9 protein-coding genes and 1 pseudogene are annotated in these 17,967 nt (G+C 42.2%); all 10 read right to left on the bottom strand.

Annotated features, from left to right (window positions below; translation table 11 throughout):
• Positions 1-666: 666 nt before the first annotated feature.
• On the bottom strand, positions 667-4,116 hold the full coding sequence (locus E5S68_RS07555; protein WP_135782978.1) for a Cna B-type domain-containing protein: 3,450 nt from the start codon (positions 4,114-4,116) through the stop codon (positions 667-669).
• A 443-nt stretch (positions 4,117-4,559) separates the two neighbouring features.
• Positions 4,560-6,692 (bottom strand): GBS Bsp-like repeat-containing protein, encoded by a 2,133-nt coding sequence (locus tag E5S68_RS07560; protein WP_483025170.1) that lies wholly within the window; start codon positions 6,690-6,692, stop codon positions 4,560-4,562.
• A 98-nt stretch (positions 6,693-6,790) separates the two neighbouring features.
• Positions 6,791-7,300, bottom strand: a pseudogene (locus E5S68_RS07565) (GBS Bsp-like repeat-containing protein); the annotation flags it as partial.
• A gap of 217 nt (positions 7,301-7,517) precedes the next feature.
• The gene (locus E5S68_RS07570) at positions 7,518-11,012 is read right to left on the bottom strand and encodes a GBS Bsp-like repeat-containing protein (protein ID WP_135782980.1); all 3,495 of its coding nucleotides are present in this window, start codon (positions 11,010-11,012) and stop codon (positions 7,518-7,520) included.
• Between the two features lie 135 nt (positions 11,013-11,147).
• Positions 11,148-12,203, bottom strand: a complete 1,056-nt coding sequence (locus tag E5S68_RS07575) for a glycosyltransferase (RefSeq protein WP_135782981.1) — start codon at positions 12,201-12,203, stop codon at positions 11,148-11,150.
• Positions 12,204-12,218: 15 nt separating this feature from the next.
• Positions 12,219-13,316, bottom strand: a complete 1,098-nt coding sequence (glf, locus tag E5S68_RS07580) for a UDP-galactopyranose mutase (RefSeq protein ID WP_135782982.1) — start codon at positions 13,314-13,316, stop codon at positions 12,219-12,221.
• Between the two features lie 133 nt (positions 13,317-13,449).
• Positions 13,450-14,598, bottom strand: a complete 1,149-nt coding sequence (locus E5S68_RS07585; RefSeq protein ID WP_135782983.1) for a polysaccharide polymerase — start codon at positions 14,596-14,598, stop codon at positions 13,450-13,452.
• A 202-nt stretch (positions 14,599-14,800) separates the two neighbouring features.
• Positions 14,801-16,219: a flippase gene (locus E5S68_RS07590; RefSeq protein WP_135782984.1), complete on the bottom strand. Its 1,419-nt coding sequence runs from the start codon at positions 16,217-16,219 to the stop codon at positions 14,801-14,803.
• A gap of 6 nt (positions 16,220-16,225) precedes the next feature.
• Positions 16,226-17,251, bottom strand: coding sequence for a zinc-binding dehydrogenase (locus E5S68_RS07595; RefSeq protein ID WP_135782985.1), 1,026 nt, complete (start codon positions 17,249-17,251; stop codon positions 16,226-16,228).
• A gap of 1 nt (position 17,252) precedes the next feature.
• A complete protein-coding gene (locus tag E5S68_RS07600) occupies positions 17,253-17,960 on the bottom strand; it encodes an IspD/TarI family cytidylyltransferase (RefSeq protein ID WP_135782986.1) in 708 nt (235 codons plus the stop codon).
• Between the last annotated feature and the right edge of the window lie 7 nt (positions 17,961-17,967).

Raw genomic sequence — 17,967 nt, forward strand, 5'->3', positions numbered from 1 at the left:
TTCTCCTTGGAGATCCATTTTTTATCTATCTTGTCTAGCTGCCTTCGTAATGATTGATATAGTTCGAAATGAATACGAAATAATTCGACAAAAATATTACGTAGATTACAAGACAATGACACATTTTTAACATTCTATCACTTTTTTGTTATTTGTTCAACAAGTTTAGACGAATCTGTGTATTTATTTTTTAGTTTTTTATCTATTGAAACTCAACATACATTAAATCGTCTGACAATTGTCTATTTCCATTGTAATAGCGCCATTTCTGTACCTTCATTTAAATGTCCAAAGAATCATTTAAAATATATTTATTATACCATTCCGGTGGCAAAGCTCTTGCTTTTATATTTTTTCCCTTTTTAGTTTCTTTAGTTCATTTTTTTAATAAATTATATCGGTTTATAATACCATTTTTGTGGCTTTTTAGGTCTTTTTATCCAAGAAAAGGAACTTTTTTAAAAAAGTTTGTGAGAATTCTCCACTTTTTTCAACATTTTTCTACTTTCGTCCATTGTCCCGTCATAGGTTCTGATCTTTACTCGAAGAAAGGCCTGTTAGCCCCTTCTGACCAGGACTTGTCATCACTTGGTATGAACTTGATGTCGGTATCAAAAAAGATCTAGGAATGATTCCTAGATCTGTGGCCAAACTCCTCGTTTGGAATTAGTCTTTTTTCTTCTTCAAGATATAGAGAGCAAGTCCACCTAAGACAACTGCTAAGACAATACTTACAATCGAAACAACCGTACCCGTACTTGGCAAGAATTTCTTCTGAACTGGACGTCCAGGTTTTTCTGGTGTTGACGGTGGTGTCGATGGTGGTGTCGATGGCGGTGTTGACGGTGGTGTTGACGGCGGTGTTGACGGTGGTGTTGACGGTGGTGTTGACGGTGGTGTCGATGGCGGTGTTGACGGTGGCACTGTTGGTTTGTGCTTATTGGTCAAGATCACATTACTTGGATCTTCCTGCACTTTTGTCCCTTCATAACCCGCTGGAACCACCATTTCACTTGCCGTATAGACAATGGCTTTTCCTTTTGCTTTCTCTGGAAGTTTTGAGAAAGTATAGGTCCATTTATTGGCTTCACTGAGCTCAATTTCGCTTCCAACTTTCTTACCATCTGCAAAGAGTTGAACCTTGATGCTCTTCGGACGGATGCCCGCTTTATTATTTTCATCATCCCAACGTTTCGTCACGGTTAGGTGAGTTTCACCTGGCTTGTGAGTATTGGTAATGACATAGTTGGTTTGATCGATGTCAGCTGTATAATTGGCTACTTTTTCTTCTTCAAGGGTGTAGACAATGGCTTTTCCAGCCTCGTATTTTGGAAGGTTTTCAAAGATTCCTGCCCAGCCAGTTTCAGCTGTGAGGGTCTGACTAGCTACCTTCTTACCATTTGCCAACAGGTTCACTACGATCGACTCTGGACGAAGACCGTCTTGGTTGCCATCGTCTTGCCATACCTTGCTGAATGGAATGGCAGTCCGTTCAGGAGTATGGGTATTGGTGAGGTTGGTTCCTTCTACACTGGTTTCATAACCCGGAACAGCTTCTTCATCTACAGAGTAAACAATTTCTTGTCCATTCTCATATTTTGGAAGATCTTTAAACTCATAAGCCCACTTGTCTTTTGCTGTGACCTCTTTACGAGCGACTTCTACTGCTTCTGATCTAGCTAGAGCTTTTTTCAAGATAACAGTGATTTTTTCTGGACGAAGTCCATCACGGTTGTCAGCGTCCTTCCAAGTCTTGCTTCCTTTAACGGAAACAGTGGCCGGTGTATGGCTATTGATGAGGTTGGTCCCCTCTACCTTGCTACTGTATCCCGGAACTTTTCCTTCCGAAATTGTGTAGGTGATTTCCTTACCATCTTTGTATTTTGGAAGGTTTTGGAAACGGTAGGTCCAATTACCGCTTGCATCTGGGCTAACAGTAGCACTGTCCACTTTCTCCCCATCTGCAAGAAGGTTGACAGTGATTTGACTCGGACGAAGGCCGTCACGGTTGTTGTCATCCTTCCAGGTCTTGCTTCCTTCAATAGAAACAGTGGCTGGAGTGTAGGTATTGGTGAGGTTAGTTCCCTCTAGCTGACTGGTATAGCCTTCAACCGCTTCCTCAGATACCGTATAGACAATCTCTTTTCCATCCTTGTATTTTGGAAGATCCTTGAAGCTGTACGTCCAATTCCCATCCTTGTCAGCTTTCACTTTTAGGCTGTCTACTTTTTCTCCATCTGCAAGGAGATTGACAGTGATCTGGCTTGGACGTTTTCCATCGCGGTTGTTGTCGTCCTTCCAGGTCTTGCTACCAGAGACTTCTCTTGTTTCAAGACTATTGACAAGTCGGATGCTATCTTTTGCTTCTGATTCAACAGTTGCGACATAGCCAGCTACATCGACTTCTTGGACTGAGTAATTGCCAGTTTCATCTAGATCTGTGAAGGCCCCTGTCCAATGATTGTCCTCGCTCAAGACCAGACTCTTACCTTCGACGACGACACCGTCTTTCAAGAGGTTGACAGTCACAGATGCTGGACGAGTCTTGTATTGATTCTTTTTATCATTCCATTTCTTAGTTACCTTGAGTTGACGGTTGTTTTGTTTCTTATTGCTAATCACAACTGTCAAGATTTTACTAGTCACATCGAAATTCGGATTACCTTGGGCAAAATCATTCTCTGAGATGGTCACCGGGTCTTTGAGCAATTGGTAACCATTTGGAGCTGCTACTTCTGTAACGGTGTAATCATCCTTGAGCAAGCCTGGTACATTCAAATCCCCATTCTCATCTGAAGTAAAGATATCGGTTTCTTTTCCATCCACTGTATGAGTAAGAGTTTGTTTGTTGGCATTGCGGACGATCTTGAATTGAGCCCCTTGAAGTGGCTCACCAGCTTCATTTTGCTTGTGGAGTTTGATATGGTAGGCATAGCCTTCTACATTACCTCCACCTTTTTGCCAGAGAACACGCGCTTCGGCTTTCTTCACAATCGAATCTTCACCGTTTAACGTAGCATTGTTGACAAATTTTTCATTATCTCGAGGAACATAACCTAGCTGAACGTTGTAGCGGATACGGTACATTTCTTTGTCTGTGATATTTGCAATCTTAATCACAAAAGACTTATCATCTGGAAAATCAATTTCATAGATGGCTGGCTCAGCATCTTTGAAAACCCAAGTGGCATTTTCCCATACCCATTGCCCTTTTTCAACGATGAAGGAATTCCGATCGTAGTGGGCATTGGTGAATTGTAAGGTATCTTTTAAAACCGCATTTTTGATATTGAGTGGTTTGCGGTTGATGGCAATGGTGTAGTTAAGGGTTGGAGTGGTTGCTTCCCGGTTATAAGAACCAACCTTGTTGAGGGTATAAGTGTCAGGTTTCTTAACCCCAATGTAGTCTACTGGTGGTTGAGGAGGTTCATTTGGAACGACCTTATTTTCTACTGTTATACTAATTGGAATCTTCTCTGCATTTGGAACGAGCAGGTGGTCCACACGAACATAGAAGAAGAAACTACCTTTGACATCTGAATTCTTTTCAGCAAAGTCTGTATAGGTCAAGGTCAACTTTTTGTAGGTTGGGTCGACATGAGCATAAGCAGCAATTTGTTCTTTGCCATCCTTGTCTTTCCCTTTTAATTCAAAGTCCGTACTGTTGATAATCAACTGAGATGGAACTGAAACTGTTGTAGTATCCCCTGCGTGAATTTTATTATTTGGCAAGGCAAAGGTCGCATTGATCTTAAAGGTTGCCCAGGGCTCGAGTGACCAGTTCAGTTCTCCGCCTTCATTGTTGGTATATTTGATACTCGTGATAACATCATCTACAGCTTTTGGAGCGCGAGGTGCTGCTGCTCGATCGGCTCCTGATGGTGCTAGCGCCCCAGTCGCACTACTAGCTGCTTCTGTCGCACTGGCTTCCGTCGCACTGCTAGATGCCTCTGTTGCTGACTCTGGCTGAACAGCCTCGGTACTAGGCGTCGTCCCTTCACTTGTCTCTGCTATGGTGACAAGCGGGGTCGAAAACATCGAAAACACCAGCAAGAATAGACTTGCTGCATTTAGGAATTTTGACATGAATTGCTTCATTTGTCTTTCCTTTTTCATATGATTCTCCTCTCTTCTTTCGCATGGTTCGCAAAATCATCCCACACAGTATAGTTGGATTTAAATGGAACTAATCCTCAAATTATTTTCCCTATAAAACCTTTTATACACTTTGCATTATAATACTTTTCTAAACCAATTTCAATAAAATAGATGCAATATTTTCAAAAAAATGTTTTTTACGTTCATTTAATTTAAAAAGAACTTCAAACTAGTAGTATTTCCGAATGATTTTTTTTGAGTTGTCTGATTAATTCCGATTCGTGGCTAACGTTTTTTAAATTACACTAGTTAATCATAAACGAAACCCGAACCTATCACTAATTAGTTTTTTATTTTCCCAAGCTTTTCCAAAAGCAACTCGCTTGCCTCTAATCTAAGCTGGCCTCAGGAGAAAAAACGACAAAAAAACAGTCCCTAGCTTGCTAGGAACTGCTCTTCTTTTAATAATAACGTGGCGTTGCAAATCCACGGATATTGCCATGGCCGACACGATAGACCTGGCGACGGACGGCACCATTGGAGTTTCCTTCGATGGTATGGATTATGCCATTTTGGACACTTTCAACAATCCCGATGTGATCTGCCCAACCGTCGTTTTGTTGGCTATTTTGATCCCAGTTAAAGGTGATGATATCCCCTGCCTTTGGCGTCGTCAAGCCATTCTCATTCCAGATCCCTAAGCGCTTAAAAATCTGGATATGGCGTTCAACCCCGCATTCGCGACCGATCAAGTGGCTCAAACCTTCCCGCTGGAAGACGGTAGTCACAAAGACATCACACCAGTCGTCTGAGTTTTTGACAGTATAACCTACAGGGAGAGGTTTGACACTATTATAGTCTGAGACCAACTGGCGATGGGCTGCGCTACCTGCGGTCACACCGACCAGATTTGCTGCAGCACGGAGGACACGATCTCGTTGCCCTCTGGCTACAACTGGAGACAAGCCTGTTTGCCCCAGGTTAATCCCCTCGACAGTACCATCGGTATAGTCCACGTAGACATGGGTGGTGTAATCTCCTTGGCGGTAGCCATGGTTGGCAGCATTCACCTGTACCTCTGTACGACCACCCACAGAAGGAGTGGTATACCAGTGAAGGTTTTCTTGGTGGGCTTGCGACCAGACAGCCACACGGACATCCTTGATTTGACGCCCTTGAGGAGCTTGGTCTACTTCGACTGTGAAGGTCCCAGAGGTCGGATTGACATACTTGATCTTAGCTTGAGTCTTAGTCTTGGCTTGGCGGAATTCTACATCGGTCGTTGCCGTAGAGACACCAACCCGAGTTCCGTCCGCTTGGACGTAGTAGAGATGGACATGGTAGCGTCCCGTCGAATTTTTATGGTCTGTTGCTTTGACAGAGACTTTATAACTACCGTCTGACTGACGATGCCCGCTGTACCAGATAACGTCATCCTGGCCGTCCTTGTCAGACCAGATCGGCACTTGGACAGATTGAACACCTTTTGGACTAAAGACATCAGAGATAATGACGTCAAAAGTACCGGTCTCCTTGTTGTTGTTTTGGATGGTTAGGGTACCAGTCGGACGAAGTTTATGATACTCAACCATGGACTTAGTTACAAATTCTTTATTCCCTTTCGCATCAAGGTAAAAGAGTTGCGCCTCATATGTCCCATCTATATTTTCATGATCACTTGCTTTTACAGTCACAGAATAAGACCCATCTTGTTGTTTGGTCGGAGTATACCAAACAATGTCTTTCATACCATTCGCGTGAGACCAAAATGGAATCTGAATTCCTTTAAATCCAGACAGTCCTGTTAAACGGGTAGCTCTGATTGTGAAACTGCCATCTGACTCCGACTTTGTAATCGTTAAATCAGCACTAGGTTGATCTCGATTCACGAAAGCTTTTTTTACAAATTGATTCTTGCCTTTTGAATCAACATAGAACAATTGCGCCTCATATGTCCCATAAGCATTTTCATGATCACTTGCTTTTACAGTCACAGAATAAGACCCATCTTGTTGTTTGGTCGGAGTGTACCAAACAATGTCTTTCATACCATTCGCGTGAGACCAAAATGGAATCTGAATTCCTTTAAATCCAGACAGTCCTGTTAAACGGGTAGCTCTGATTGTGAAACTGCCATCTGACTCCGACTTTGTAATCGTTAAATCAGCACTAGGTTGATCTCGATTCACGAAAGCTTTTTTTACAAATTGATTCTTGCCTTTTGAATCAACATAGAACAATTGCGCCTCATATGTCCCATAAGCATTTTCATGATCACTTGCTTTTACAGTCACAGAATAAGACCCATCTTGTTGTTTGGTCGGAGTATACCAAACAATGTCTTTCATACCATTCGCGTGAGACCAAAATGGAATCTGAATTCCTTTAAATCCAGACAGTCCTGTTAAACGGGTAGCTCTGATTGTGAAACTGCCATCTGACTCCGACTTTGTAATCGTTAAATCAGCGCTAGGTTGATCTCGATTCACGAAAGCTTTTTTTACAAATTGATTCTTGCCTTTTGAATCAACATAGAACAATTGCGCCTCATATGTCCCGTATGCATTTTCATGATCACTTGCTTTTACAGTCACAGAATAAGACCCATCTTGTTGTTTGGTCGGAGTATACCAAACAATGTCTTTCATACCATTCGCGTGAGACCAAAATGGAATCTGAATTTCCTTAAAANAGTCACAGAATAAGACCCATCTTGTTGTTTGGTCGGAGTATACCAAACAATGTCTTTCATACCATTCGCGTGAGACCAAAATGGAATCTGAATTTCCTTAAAACCTGACAAACCTTGTAGTTCACTCACTGTAATTGTGAAACTACTTTCTTCGTTAGTATTAATCACCAAATTTCCACTAGGTTTTTGATTGACATTCTCATTTACTGGATCTGTAGGCTTTTCTTGATCAGGTTTGCTTGGGTTACTTGGTTGTGGATCGTTGATTGGCGTTGGTTGTTTAGGTACTTCTGGGACAGTTGGTTGTTCTGGTTGAGGTGTCACGGGACTCTCTTCCTTTGGTCCATCTGTTGGACTGGAGCTTGTAGGTGTGGAATTGTTCAAGAGAACATTTGTTGGTCCATAAGCATCAACACTTGGGCTATTCTGTTCATCTGCGAGAACTGAAGGCGTCGTGAGCCCGAGCAAGACTGCTGCACTAGCAAAATAGATAATATCTTTCTTTTTCATGAAACTTCCCTTTTTAGATTTGAAAAAGCCTCTCTCTGAGTTCTATCAAAGAGCGATGCTTCCCCATTTTATACTCTCCTATTGTACCACAGGAGAGCCCAATCTAAAAAGAAATTCTATCAAAAATAAGGAGTTTCCGAATAATAAAAAAGTGAAGCTAACTCAATGTATCAGCTTCACTTGTATGATTGAAAGATGTCTATGAGATAGATAGACTTTAGGCAAAGATTGAGAAGAAAGGTGATCCTAATTTTGTATCCATCGGATCTGTACTCTTCAATGAATGGATATAATCAATACCATACCAGCCGTTGTTGGCTGCATTAAATGGATCTCTGACATAAGTTTTACCATTATCGTAGCCATGAAGGACAATTTCATGGGTATATGGAGCATTGATAAAACGACTAGGTCCGACTGCTGCAAGGACATGTTTCCCAGCTTGCAAGGAAGCCGCAATAGTAGAAGCCCCTGTCAACATTTGGCTATTGAGTCCCCATTTTTGTGTTGCTGAAACAATTCCCTGGGCATCTGTACCAGCCCCAGATGTCTTATTAAATGTATCCGTTTGGTTGTACAAATAATCGGCTACTGCTGTCGGAGTCACTCCAACTCCCAAGATATCCGTAAAGGTCATGGCTAACGAGGTTGGGACACAGCCAGATTGGTCCATGTTACTAATTCCATACCACTTAGAACCCCAACGAGGATCCCGCTGAGAATAGTAGGTCGTTTTAGGATTTACCTTCTGATTCTGAGGGGATAGACTGGTCTTACCAAGGTTAAAGCCTTCTACTGTGTTGTCCGTATAATCGACATAAACGTGGGTCGTGTAATCACCTTTTTGATTGCCATGGTGAAGGGCCGAAACCGCCACTTCTGTGTGCGTACCACTAGAAGCAGTGGAGTACCAGTAAAGGTTTTCTTGGTTCGGTTGAGACCAGACTGCCACACGGACTTGTTTGATCCGACGACCTTGAGGAGCTTGGTCGACTGCTACTGTATAGGTCCCTGCAGAGACATTGACGTTGGTGATATAGGCTTTGGTTTTATTGGTGAGATTTTGATAAGTCACTTCTGTTGCACTAGTCGCAACACCCACTCTGGTCCCATCTTCTTGGATATAGTAGAGATGGATATGGTACTTACCAGTCGAATTCTTATGGTCGCTAGCCTTGACAGAGACTTTATAAGTCCCGTCTGTCTGACGATTGCCATTGTACCAGATAATATCATCCTGACCGTCCTTGTCAGACCAAATCGGTACTTGAACCGTCTTCACTCCTTTCGGACTGAAGACATCTGATACGATGACATCAAAGGTTCCCTTCTCTTTATTATTATTTTGGATAGTCAGAGTGCCAGTTTGACGAGCTTGATTTTGGTAATCAACAAAAGCCTTTTTCACAAACTTGTTTTGACCCTTGTCATCTACATAGAAGACTTGAGCTTCATATTTACCATCGGCTTTTTCGTGGTCACTAGCTTTAGCGATTACGGTGTATGAACCGTCTGATTGGCGCGTTGGTGTATACCAAATGATATCCTTCATCCCATTAGCATGAGACCAGAATGGAATCTTCACTTCCTTATAACCAGCGAAGCCTTGAAGATTCTTGGCCGTAATCGTGAAAGTACCGTCTTTTTCTGACTTGGTAATAGTCAGATCAGCTGATGGTTTGGTTGCCGTGTAATCAATAAAAGCTTTTTTAACAAACTTGTTTTTTCCTTGGGCATCCACATAGAAGACTTGCGCCTCATACTTGCCGTCAGCGTTTTCGTGATCACTTGCCTTTGCGGTCACTGTATACGAACCGTCTGATTGGCGAGTCGGAGTGTACCAGACAATGTCTTTCATTCCATTGGCATGAGACCAGAATGGAATCTTCACTTCCTTATAGCCATCGAAGCCTTGAAGGTTCTTGGCCGTAATCGTGAAAGTACCATCTTTTTCTGACTTGGTAATAGTCAGATCAACTGCATCAGCAGTGACTGGGTTCGTTGCTGTATAATCGATAAAGGTTTTTTTAACAAACTTATTTTGTCCTTGGGAATCCACATAGAAGACTTGAGCTTCATACTTACCATCAGCGTTTTCGTGGTCGCTAGCTTTAGCAGTTACAGTGTAAGAACCGTCTGCTTGGCGTGTCGGTGTATACCAGACGATATCCTTCATCCCATTAGAATGAGACCAGAATGGAATCTTTACTTCCTTATAACCATCGAAGCCTTGAAGGTTTTTAGCCGTAATCCTGAAAGTACCTAAGTTCTGATTAGTTGAAATCGTTAACTCAGCCGAGACAGATCCTCTTGGACTTTCAACAGTACGGTCCTTGCCGGTAGCTAACTCTGTTGTCGTTGCAGCTACACCGACAGATTGGCCATTTAATTGGTTGTAATAAAGGTGAACGTGGTACTTGCCCCGTGAATTTTTATGGTCACTAGCTTTGACACTGACCTTGTAGGTTCCATTTACCTGTTTGGTAGCAGTATACCAGACCAAATCATCTTGGCCATTGATATCTGACCAGACAGGGACAGAAACTGTGAGAACCCCATTTGGAGCGGTTACGTTTGAAATTAGGACATCAAAACGCCCTGTTGCATCATCTTTGTTTTCAATGCTGATCTTACCATTTAAGTTTCCTCTAGTCGGATCAGCAATTGGTTTGGCATTGGTCGTGAAGCGACCAGAATAGTCGACGCTTTGGTCAAAGACGTGCTTACCAGGCAATAATTCTGCTTGAGAGGTAAACTGCCAAGCTCCTGCCCCACCGTTGTAACGCAAGTTCTTTGCATCATTGACAGAGAGTTTTGGAGATGGGTATTGAGCCACCCAGAAGTTTTTCAGGCCAAACTGAGCAGTCGAAACAGGACCTTTTTTGCGAAGATTGTTTTCATCAATCCAGCTGGCACTGGTGTAGTACATGAGATTGGTATAACCATTCTTACGCATCTCATCTGTCCAGGCTTGAGTATTGCGGTTGATGTTAGCCTGCATCTTAGCATCTTCCATGTCATTGACCATGACAGTTGTCGTAGGCAGGTTCAAGCGTTTGGCAACTGAGATATAGTGGCGGGCTTCCGCCTTAGCTTGCTCCTCGCTTGTATAGCGTGAGAAAGCATAGGTAGACACTTGGAGGCCAGCTGTTTGTGCATTTCGAACTTGGCCTTCCGCATAGGGATTAGTATAGGTCGTTCCTTCTGTCAGCTTGACAACGACACCTCCCACGCCTTTTCTAGCCAAGACCTGATAGTCTTCGACACTGATGTAGCCATTGTGGCTGCTAACATCGACAAAGGATTTAGGCTGCACTGCTACATCTGTCGAGCGACCATTTGGAGCTTGTGAAGAAGCAGTGAAGAAGGTGCTTCCAGCTCGTGTTTCAGGCTTGGCAACCTCTTCTGTAGAGGTTGGGGTACTTGCTTCCTCTTTCCCTACTGAAGCTCCTGTCCCTTGATCTTGAGTTTTTTCGCTTACTCCTGATTCATTAGAAAGCTCCGTAACCGTCGCTGGAGCAGGATAACTAAGGCTTGTCTCCTTAGTAGTATCTTCTACTGTTGGAGCTGAAAGATCTGGAGAAGCTAACCTTTGTTCGTTTTCAACTTGGGCTGGATCTTTACCAGTCACTTCATCTGCTTGAGCTACCTGTGTTGAAGCAGCCATCAAGACAGCTGCACTTGCAACATAAATCAAATCTTTTTTTCTCATTGTTATTCCCTATTGCTTTATTTTATGCTTTCCCTATTCTACCATACCAAGTCTCCTAGGAAAAGTTTTATGAGGCAAATTTTAAAAATTAGTGACAATCAATAGAAGAAAGAAGTTTTAGACTTCTTTCTTCTATTACATATTCAATTGTCTTAAGGCTTTGGTCAAATAAAAACCTTCACGAATCTTTTGGCCAATCCTTTTTGCAGTGACAAGCAAGTCTTGGTAGTCCTTATCATCTAACTGTTCAATCGCTTGAGAGAGATCATGTAGTGATTCCACTGCAATTCCACACCTATTCTCTAAGACAAAATGCGAGAGAGCAGATTGTTTCCAAACCACTAGAGGAAAACCTGCCGCTAAATAAAGCGAAGCCTTGTGCGAATTATTATAGCGAAGATATTCTCCAAAAACGCCACTACAGGTCTCCGCGCTATCCCCGTCCCAGACAAGACCAAAGCCACCTTCAAGGGCTGCAGGGAGTTCATCAGGTAGGAAGGAGCCAAAATAGGTCTCGTTGGCAAGTGCTCTGCTCTCGTCAAAGCCGACACCATAGAGATTGTAGGCCGGTCTAGCAGGCAATTGATAAAGGTAGCCTGCTTTTTCTTGGGCTAAATTCCCTGCTACAATGATTGGTTGATCCTTTGATAGACCATCTTTCTCTTGGTAATTCGGAATGAGGTAGTCAAAAATTTCTAAACTAACTAGTTTGTGCTCTGGGATCCCCTTCTCCACCAATACTGATTTCATAATCGGATTATGAGCAATCACTCCATCAGCTACCTTCAATAGACTCGATTCTTGAAGATGAACTCGAATCTTATGTTTCAAAGGTACTGTATCCAGATTGGCATAGCGCAAAGCTTCCAAATCATGGATAATAAAATAGACTTGTACCCCTCTTCGCTGGATTTTTCTTACCAAGCGAGTGGTGAAAAAACTATGATGGAGCATGGGAAATTGAATCAATAATTGATCCCCTGATTTCAACTGAGAAAAAGCTTGAGCCAACGCTTTCGCCTTATGCTGTTGGGCTTTAACGGTTCCCATTTGGTACCAATCTTCAACTGTTAACAACAAGGGCTGATAGCCTTCGCGTTTGACGATCTCCTCGACATCATTTCTAGCCTTGTTCCCTGCGTTTCGAGCTCCAGAATCTTTTAAAAACTCTTCTTTTAGAAAATACTTCATGAATCACTGTTTCTTTCAATCAAATTCATTTGCTACGACTTCTAGAGCACGCTCAATAACCACATGCATGTCGTAGTATTTATAGTCTGCTAAGCGTCCACAGAAGATGACCTTGTCATTTTTAGCGGCTTCTTCTTGATACTTAGCAAACATGGCGTTGTTCTTTTCATCATTGATTGGATAGTAGGGCTCATCGCCTCGTTTCCAATCAGCTGGGTATTCACGGGTAATCACCGTCTTCGGTTGAGTCCCATACTCGAAGTGCTTGTGCTCGATGATCCGAGTATAAGGAATCTCACGTTCTGTATAGTTGACCACGGCATTACCTTGATGATTTTCCTCATCCAAGATTTCGTGTTCGAAACGAAGGCTGCGGTATTCCAACTCCCCATGTTTGTAGTCAAAGTACTGGTCAATCATTCCTGTGAAGACAACTTTTTCCGCTGAGCTTTCCAGCTCTTCACGATTGGCAAAAAAATCAACCCCAAGTTCTACTTCTACATCACCTAGCATGTTTTCAATGATGACGTTGTAGCCACCGATTGGAATCCCTTGGTAACGGTCGTTAAAGTAGTTATTATCAAAGGTCAAACGCACTGGGAGGCGCTTAATGATGAAAGGAGGAAGGTCCGTCGCAGAACGTCCCCATTGCTTCTCCGTATAGCCCTTGATCAACTTTTCATAGATATCTGGACCAATCAACTTGATCGCTTGTTCTTCAAGGTTCTTAGGCTCAACATCCTTCATATCTGCCGTTTGTTCTGCAATTTTGTCCTTGACTTCTTGAGGAGTCTTGGTCCCCCACATGGCGTAGAAGGTATTCATGTTGAAAGGAAGATTGTAAAGACTCCCCTTATAGTTAGCCACTGGTGAATTGATATAGTTGTTAAATTCAGCAAATTGGTTGACATAATCCCAAACCTTTTTGTTTGAGGTATGGAAAATGTGTGCTCCATACTTGTGAACATTGATCCCTTCCACTTCTTCACAGTAGATATTGCCACCAATGTGATCTCGTCTATCAATGACTTTTACTTTTTTGCCACGCTTGGTCGCCTCATGAGCAAAAATTGCCCCCGATAAACCAGCACCAACAATCAGATAATCGTACATAGTTGTCTCCCTTTTAATAGATGGTCATCAGTTTTTAACTTAGCATGCCTCTGACTGATACAAATAACATGTCCAATAAGAGTGATCCCTTTGTCCTAGGATGAAATTTCTCCAGCTTCTACTGAGCTTGTCACTAACCAGTTGCTTGCTCACCGACTATTGCCGATGGGCTAGCATCCACTGTGTTTTGAGTGAAGAGGATAAACATAAAAATATTATAAGAAGGTACAAACCAAAAGGCTTCAATCATACAGTTGACAGTGATCAAAGAAAGAATAGCAACATAAAGATATCTCCCCCTCTTATACTCGTCCCTAGATACTAGAATATAAATGAAAATGAGGGTGAGTACCGGAATAATGCCATAAGTGAAGAGCATTTGAACGTAGGACGAATCGACGTAGTTGTAGCTGAGAACAGACTCTGTACTTCCCCCTGAACCAATAAATTGAACGCCTCTGGTGCCAAACCAATTTAGTTCGTATAAATTAAAGGCATTTTTCCCTAAGGCTAAGCGCCCTGTAATCAATTGATTGATTGTTACATAGAAAGGCGAAGTCCATGAGAAGTGATAAGTCAGATAGAGGATGAGGGAAGAAAAGAGCGCAGCTGAGTAGGGCATGAGGGCATAGAGCCCAATTTTCTTTTCCTTGGTTAAATAAAAGAAAACAAAAACCAAGGTTCCCACAAGCAGTGAGTAAGCATTCATCCGAGCGTCACAAAACTTGATGAGAAAGACGGCCAAGAAGAGACCAACAAAGGTCCGTAGCCAGATATAGCGATTCTTCAATAGATAAGAAATCGCTACGAAAAGATAAAAACAGTGCGAAGCAAAATCCGTAGGATAGATAAACCCAAAGGAATTCCGAATAACGCCTCCCCGACTATATTGCAAGTTCGGAATGACTTTTAAAAGAGATAAGAAGAAGACTGATACAAGAACACTTCCACCAACAAAGATATAGGTCCGTAAAACAACCTTCCTATCTGCACTTATTAACAAGGACATCAATAAGGAATAGACTAAAAAATTGAGTCTCCCAGTTCTCACATATACGAGGACACCAATTGATAGTAAGGCTAATGAAAATAGCAAGTACGTATAAGAAACATTGATCTTGTTCCAAAATCGCACTGCTAATAGCAAGACTACTAACAAAAGAGTGCTTGCATTCATGTGAAAAATCCCTTTATTCAACATTGTTGTTGATAGGGTATTAAAGAATATGACGATAGCTACGACAACACTTACGAGGAGGTCGTCAAATTTCATTTTTAACATATTGATAATACATTGATAAAAAACATGAAAGCAAGGATAACAAGAGGCAGGCTCGTCTTGTGCCAAACACAAGTGTCCATCCCACTATTTATATCCAAGCTGATCAAGAATCTTTTATCTTTCCTTTCTCGGCCTCTCTTTTCATAGTTACAATTATTTCGTCTAGCAAGTACTTCTTCCATCATTATGGAAGAGTCTTGCTCTATGTACGTTTCGTAAACTGCTGTTTCAACTCTTTCACATCTACCACCTTGAAGAGCAAAATCAAGGTCCCATAGATGATTGCGCCAAGTCCAGCATACAGAACGACATTCAGCGTCGGCGAAAGGTGGACGATGGACTTGACTAGTAGCAAGAGACCATACATGAGGCCTGAAGCGAACACAATCTTTATCATTGAGCCCATAATCGGCACTTCTTTAAGATAGGTTCGTGTGAAGTAGAGTTGAATCCCCCATACCAAAGCTTCCGTCAACACTGACACAATTGCAGCTCCAATAAAGCCCAGTTTTGGTAGGAAGATCAGGTTCAATCCGACACTGACAATGGCAGGAACAGTTGTCGAAATCATAAATTCTTTGTTTTTATTATGAGGGATTAGAATTTGAATCCCCATGATATTGGTCCATCCGATAAAGAACATTCTAAAAATCATGATGGCAATGGCATAACGCGCATCCTGGAAATCCTTCCCTAGGAAGAATTGAACAAAGTCATCATTGACAATCAGCATACCGGCAATAATCGGGAAAATGACCAAATTATAAATCAAAAAGGACATTTGGTGCATCTTAATGACCGCCTTATGGTCCCCCGAGGATAAAAGGCTCGATACCCGAGGCAACATGACGCTCCCCAGTGAGGTCACCAAGGTTAACAAAATATTGACCAATTTTAAGGCCTGATCGTAAATCCCCACATCCATCTTAGATGCGAGAGCCCCCAGCATGGTTCGGTCCAAAGTGACATACAAGGAAATAGCAATTTGCGGTAAAAAGAGCAAAATGACCGGTTTTAAATGCACCCGTGCATAAGCCAAATCAAAATGGGGTTTCCCAATAAATTCACGAGCGGGTAACCACATACTGAGCTGACCTAAGAGCTCAAAGATCGTTAGTAAGAATACATAGAGATAAAGATCATTGGCAGATCTGACAAACAAGAAGATGGAGATGACTCCAACCAGTTTGACCGTGATATTCCGAATCGTAATCTTGCGGAAGTCCTCTAACCCCTGAAAGAGCCAAGAAATATCAAGGCCTTTTGATACTAAACTAAGACCTAAGATATAGGCCACAGGATTTTGCATGGAAGATAGGGTTACACATAAAAGAACATAGAGGGTAAGGGATAAAATCGTAGCCCCCAACTGGAGAGTATAAATCCCCCAGAAATTCTTTTGGATATCTTTCCGGTGTCCTGAAATCTCTTTGGTTCCATAGTTAGCCACTCCTAGGGTCGCCAAAAGGATAAAATAGGTGACAATGGAGTTGAAATAGCCATAGGTCCCCAAGTCATTCGAGCTAAAAACCCGTGTTACATAAGGGGTAGTGATAATCGGCAAGATAATCACCAGTAACTGGTAGGAGAGATTATAGGCGTAATTTTTAAGAACTTTCATGATTGGCTACAATCCCCACTTAAAGACCGTTTTAAACGGTGTGATCAAATCTGTCGCAAAAGCTCGGTGAATATCTGGGATGGTTTGAACTTCTCCATCAACGTGAATAATGTTTTTCAAACGACTTTGGACCCGACGATTAGCCAGCATCTCTACAGCCCGCTCGAAATCTTCACGACCTGAGCGAGAAGACCCCACAAAGGTCAATCCCTTTTCAAGAACATCTCTTGTATTAACTGCGACCCGGTTATCACTAACCCCCATCAACATCACGGTTCCTTGGGACTTGATATGATCAATAATGTCATTGATGGCTGGTTCACTTCCTTGACCACCGGTACATTCAAAAGCGTGATCAAACCGTTGGTCTTCTGTCAATTCGCTGGTTAAAATTGCCTGATGGATAAAATTAAACAATTGCAGTTTATCACTATTACGCCCTACGACCGTAATTTTCAAATCTGGGTAAAGATAGTGCAAAGAAGTCGCAACCACATAAGAAAGACTTCCGTCTCCTAAAATCAAAACGGATTCTCTTCGTTGGTGGGCAATGAGATCAAAGCGATGAATGGCATGCATAGCAACACTGCTAAACTCCGCTAAAGCTGTCACAGGGCCCCGAACTTCTTCTGGATAAGCCACTACACGATCCAGCGGCAAGGCAACCACTTCCTGCATAAAGCCATTAAATCCACTAGATAAGAAGTGTGTCCCCTCCAAATAATTTTCAAAGAAGACACCCTCTGATTGATGGGGAGGCTGATTGGGAACCATAGCCACGATCTGTCCTGGTTGAAAGGTCCCTGTAGGATCCGCTACCACAATACCTGATGACTCATGAATCAGGGCCATGGGCAATTTCTTTTTGAGCACCTTAGGATCCCGCTTCCCTTGATAGTAGCGCTGGTCCGCATGACAAATGGCCATGTAATAGGGGCGAATCAACACCTTGTCTCCAAGGCTCATGTCTTCTTCTTGGTATTTGATGGTGATGTTTTTCGGCTGGGTCAGCTGAAAGATTTGGTTCAACATATTAATTGTCCTCAATCATACCGCGTGCAATTTTCAAATCTGTAATCGTCGTAATTTTAATATTGGAATATTCCCCTTTTGCAAGGGCAACTTTTTTGCCATTAATGACAAAGATCTTGCAGGCATCTGTCAAGACTTCTTTTTGCTGGTCACTCAAATCATGGTACAAGGTAAGGAAATCTTTCATTTTAAAGGTTTGAGGGGTTTGACCTTGGTAGAGATATTGACGCTCTGGGATGTCGGTGATAAAGGTATTATCTAAGCTTTGAACAATGGTATCGGTCGCTTCAACGACTGTATCTACAACATCATGGCTCTTGGCCAATTCAATGTTCTCTTGAATGGTTTTTAGGCTGACAAAGGGACGAACGGAATCATGAGTGACGATAATATCCTCATCTGTTAAAGGTTGCACCTTATCGATAGCCAAGATGATATTTTCAATGGTAGAGTTGCGGTCACTTCCTCCCTCTACAACCAAGATCCGTTCCTTATAAGAAGCCAAGTATTTGTCGACCAGGTCTTCCGTATAAGTCACCCAGTCCGGATGAATTCCCAATACAATTTTCTGAATTTCATGGACTAATAAGAATTTCTCAACGGTATGGATTAAAATAGGACGTCCACCCAAATCCAAAAATTGTTTGGGCATATCCGTAATCCCCATCCGTGAGCCTGTTCCACCCGCTAAAATCCCTGCATAAATCATCCTAAAC

The organism is Streptococcus rubneri, from assembly GCF_004785935.1.
Classification (GTDB): Bacteria; Bacillota; Bacilli; order Lactobacillales; family Streptococcaceae; genus Streptococcus; species Streptococcus rubneri.

Excerpts from the sequence above, each read along its gene's own strand:
- E5S68_RS07585 (WP_135782983.1), bottom strand. The coding sequence starts at position 14,598 with ATGTTAAAAATGAAATTTGACGACCTCCTCGTAAGTGTTGTCGTAGCT.
- E5S68_RS07555 (WP_135782978.1), bottom strand. The coding sequence starts at position 4,116 with ATGAAAAAGGAAAGACAAATGAAGCAATTCATGTCAAAATTCCTAAAT.
- glf (WP_135782982.1), bottom strand. The coding sequence starts at position 13,316 with ATGTACGATTATCTGATTGTTGGTGCTGGTTTATCGGGGGCAATTTTT.
- E5S68_RS07595 (WP_135782985.1), bottom strand. The coding sequence starts at position 17,251 with ATGTTGAACCAAATCTTTCAGCTGACCCAGCCGAAAAACATCACCATC.
- E5S68_RS07590 (WP_135782984.1), bottom strand. The coding sequence starts at position 16,219 with ATGAAAGTTCTTAAAAATTACGCCTATAATCTCTCCTACCAGTTACTG.
- E5S68_RS07575 (WP_135782981.1), bottom strand. The coding sequence starts at position 12,203 with ATGAAGTATTTTCTAAAAGAAGAGTTTTTAAAAGATTCTGGAGCTCGA.
- E5S68_RS07570 (WP_135782980.1), bottom strand. The coding sequence starts at position 11,012 with ATGAGAAAAAAAGATTTGATTTATGTTGCAAGTGCAGCTGTCTTGATG.
- E5S68_RS07600 (WP_135782986.1), bottom strand. The coding sequence starts at position 17,960 with ATGATTTATGCAGGGATTTTAGCGGGTGGAACAGGCTCACGGATGGGG.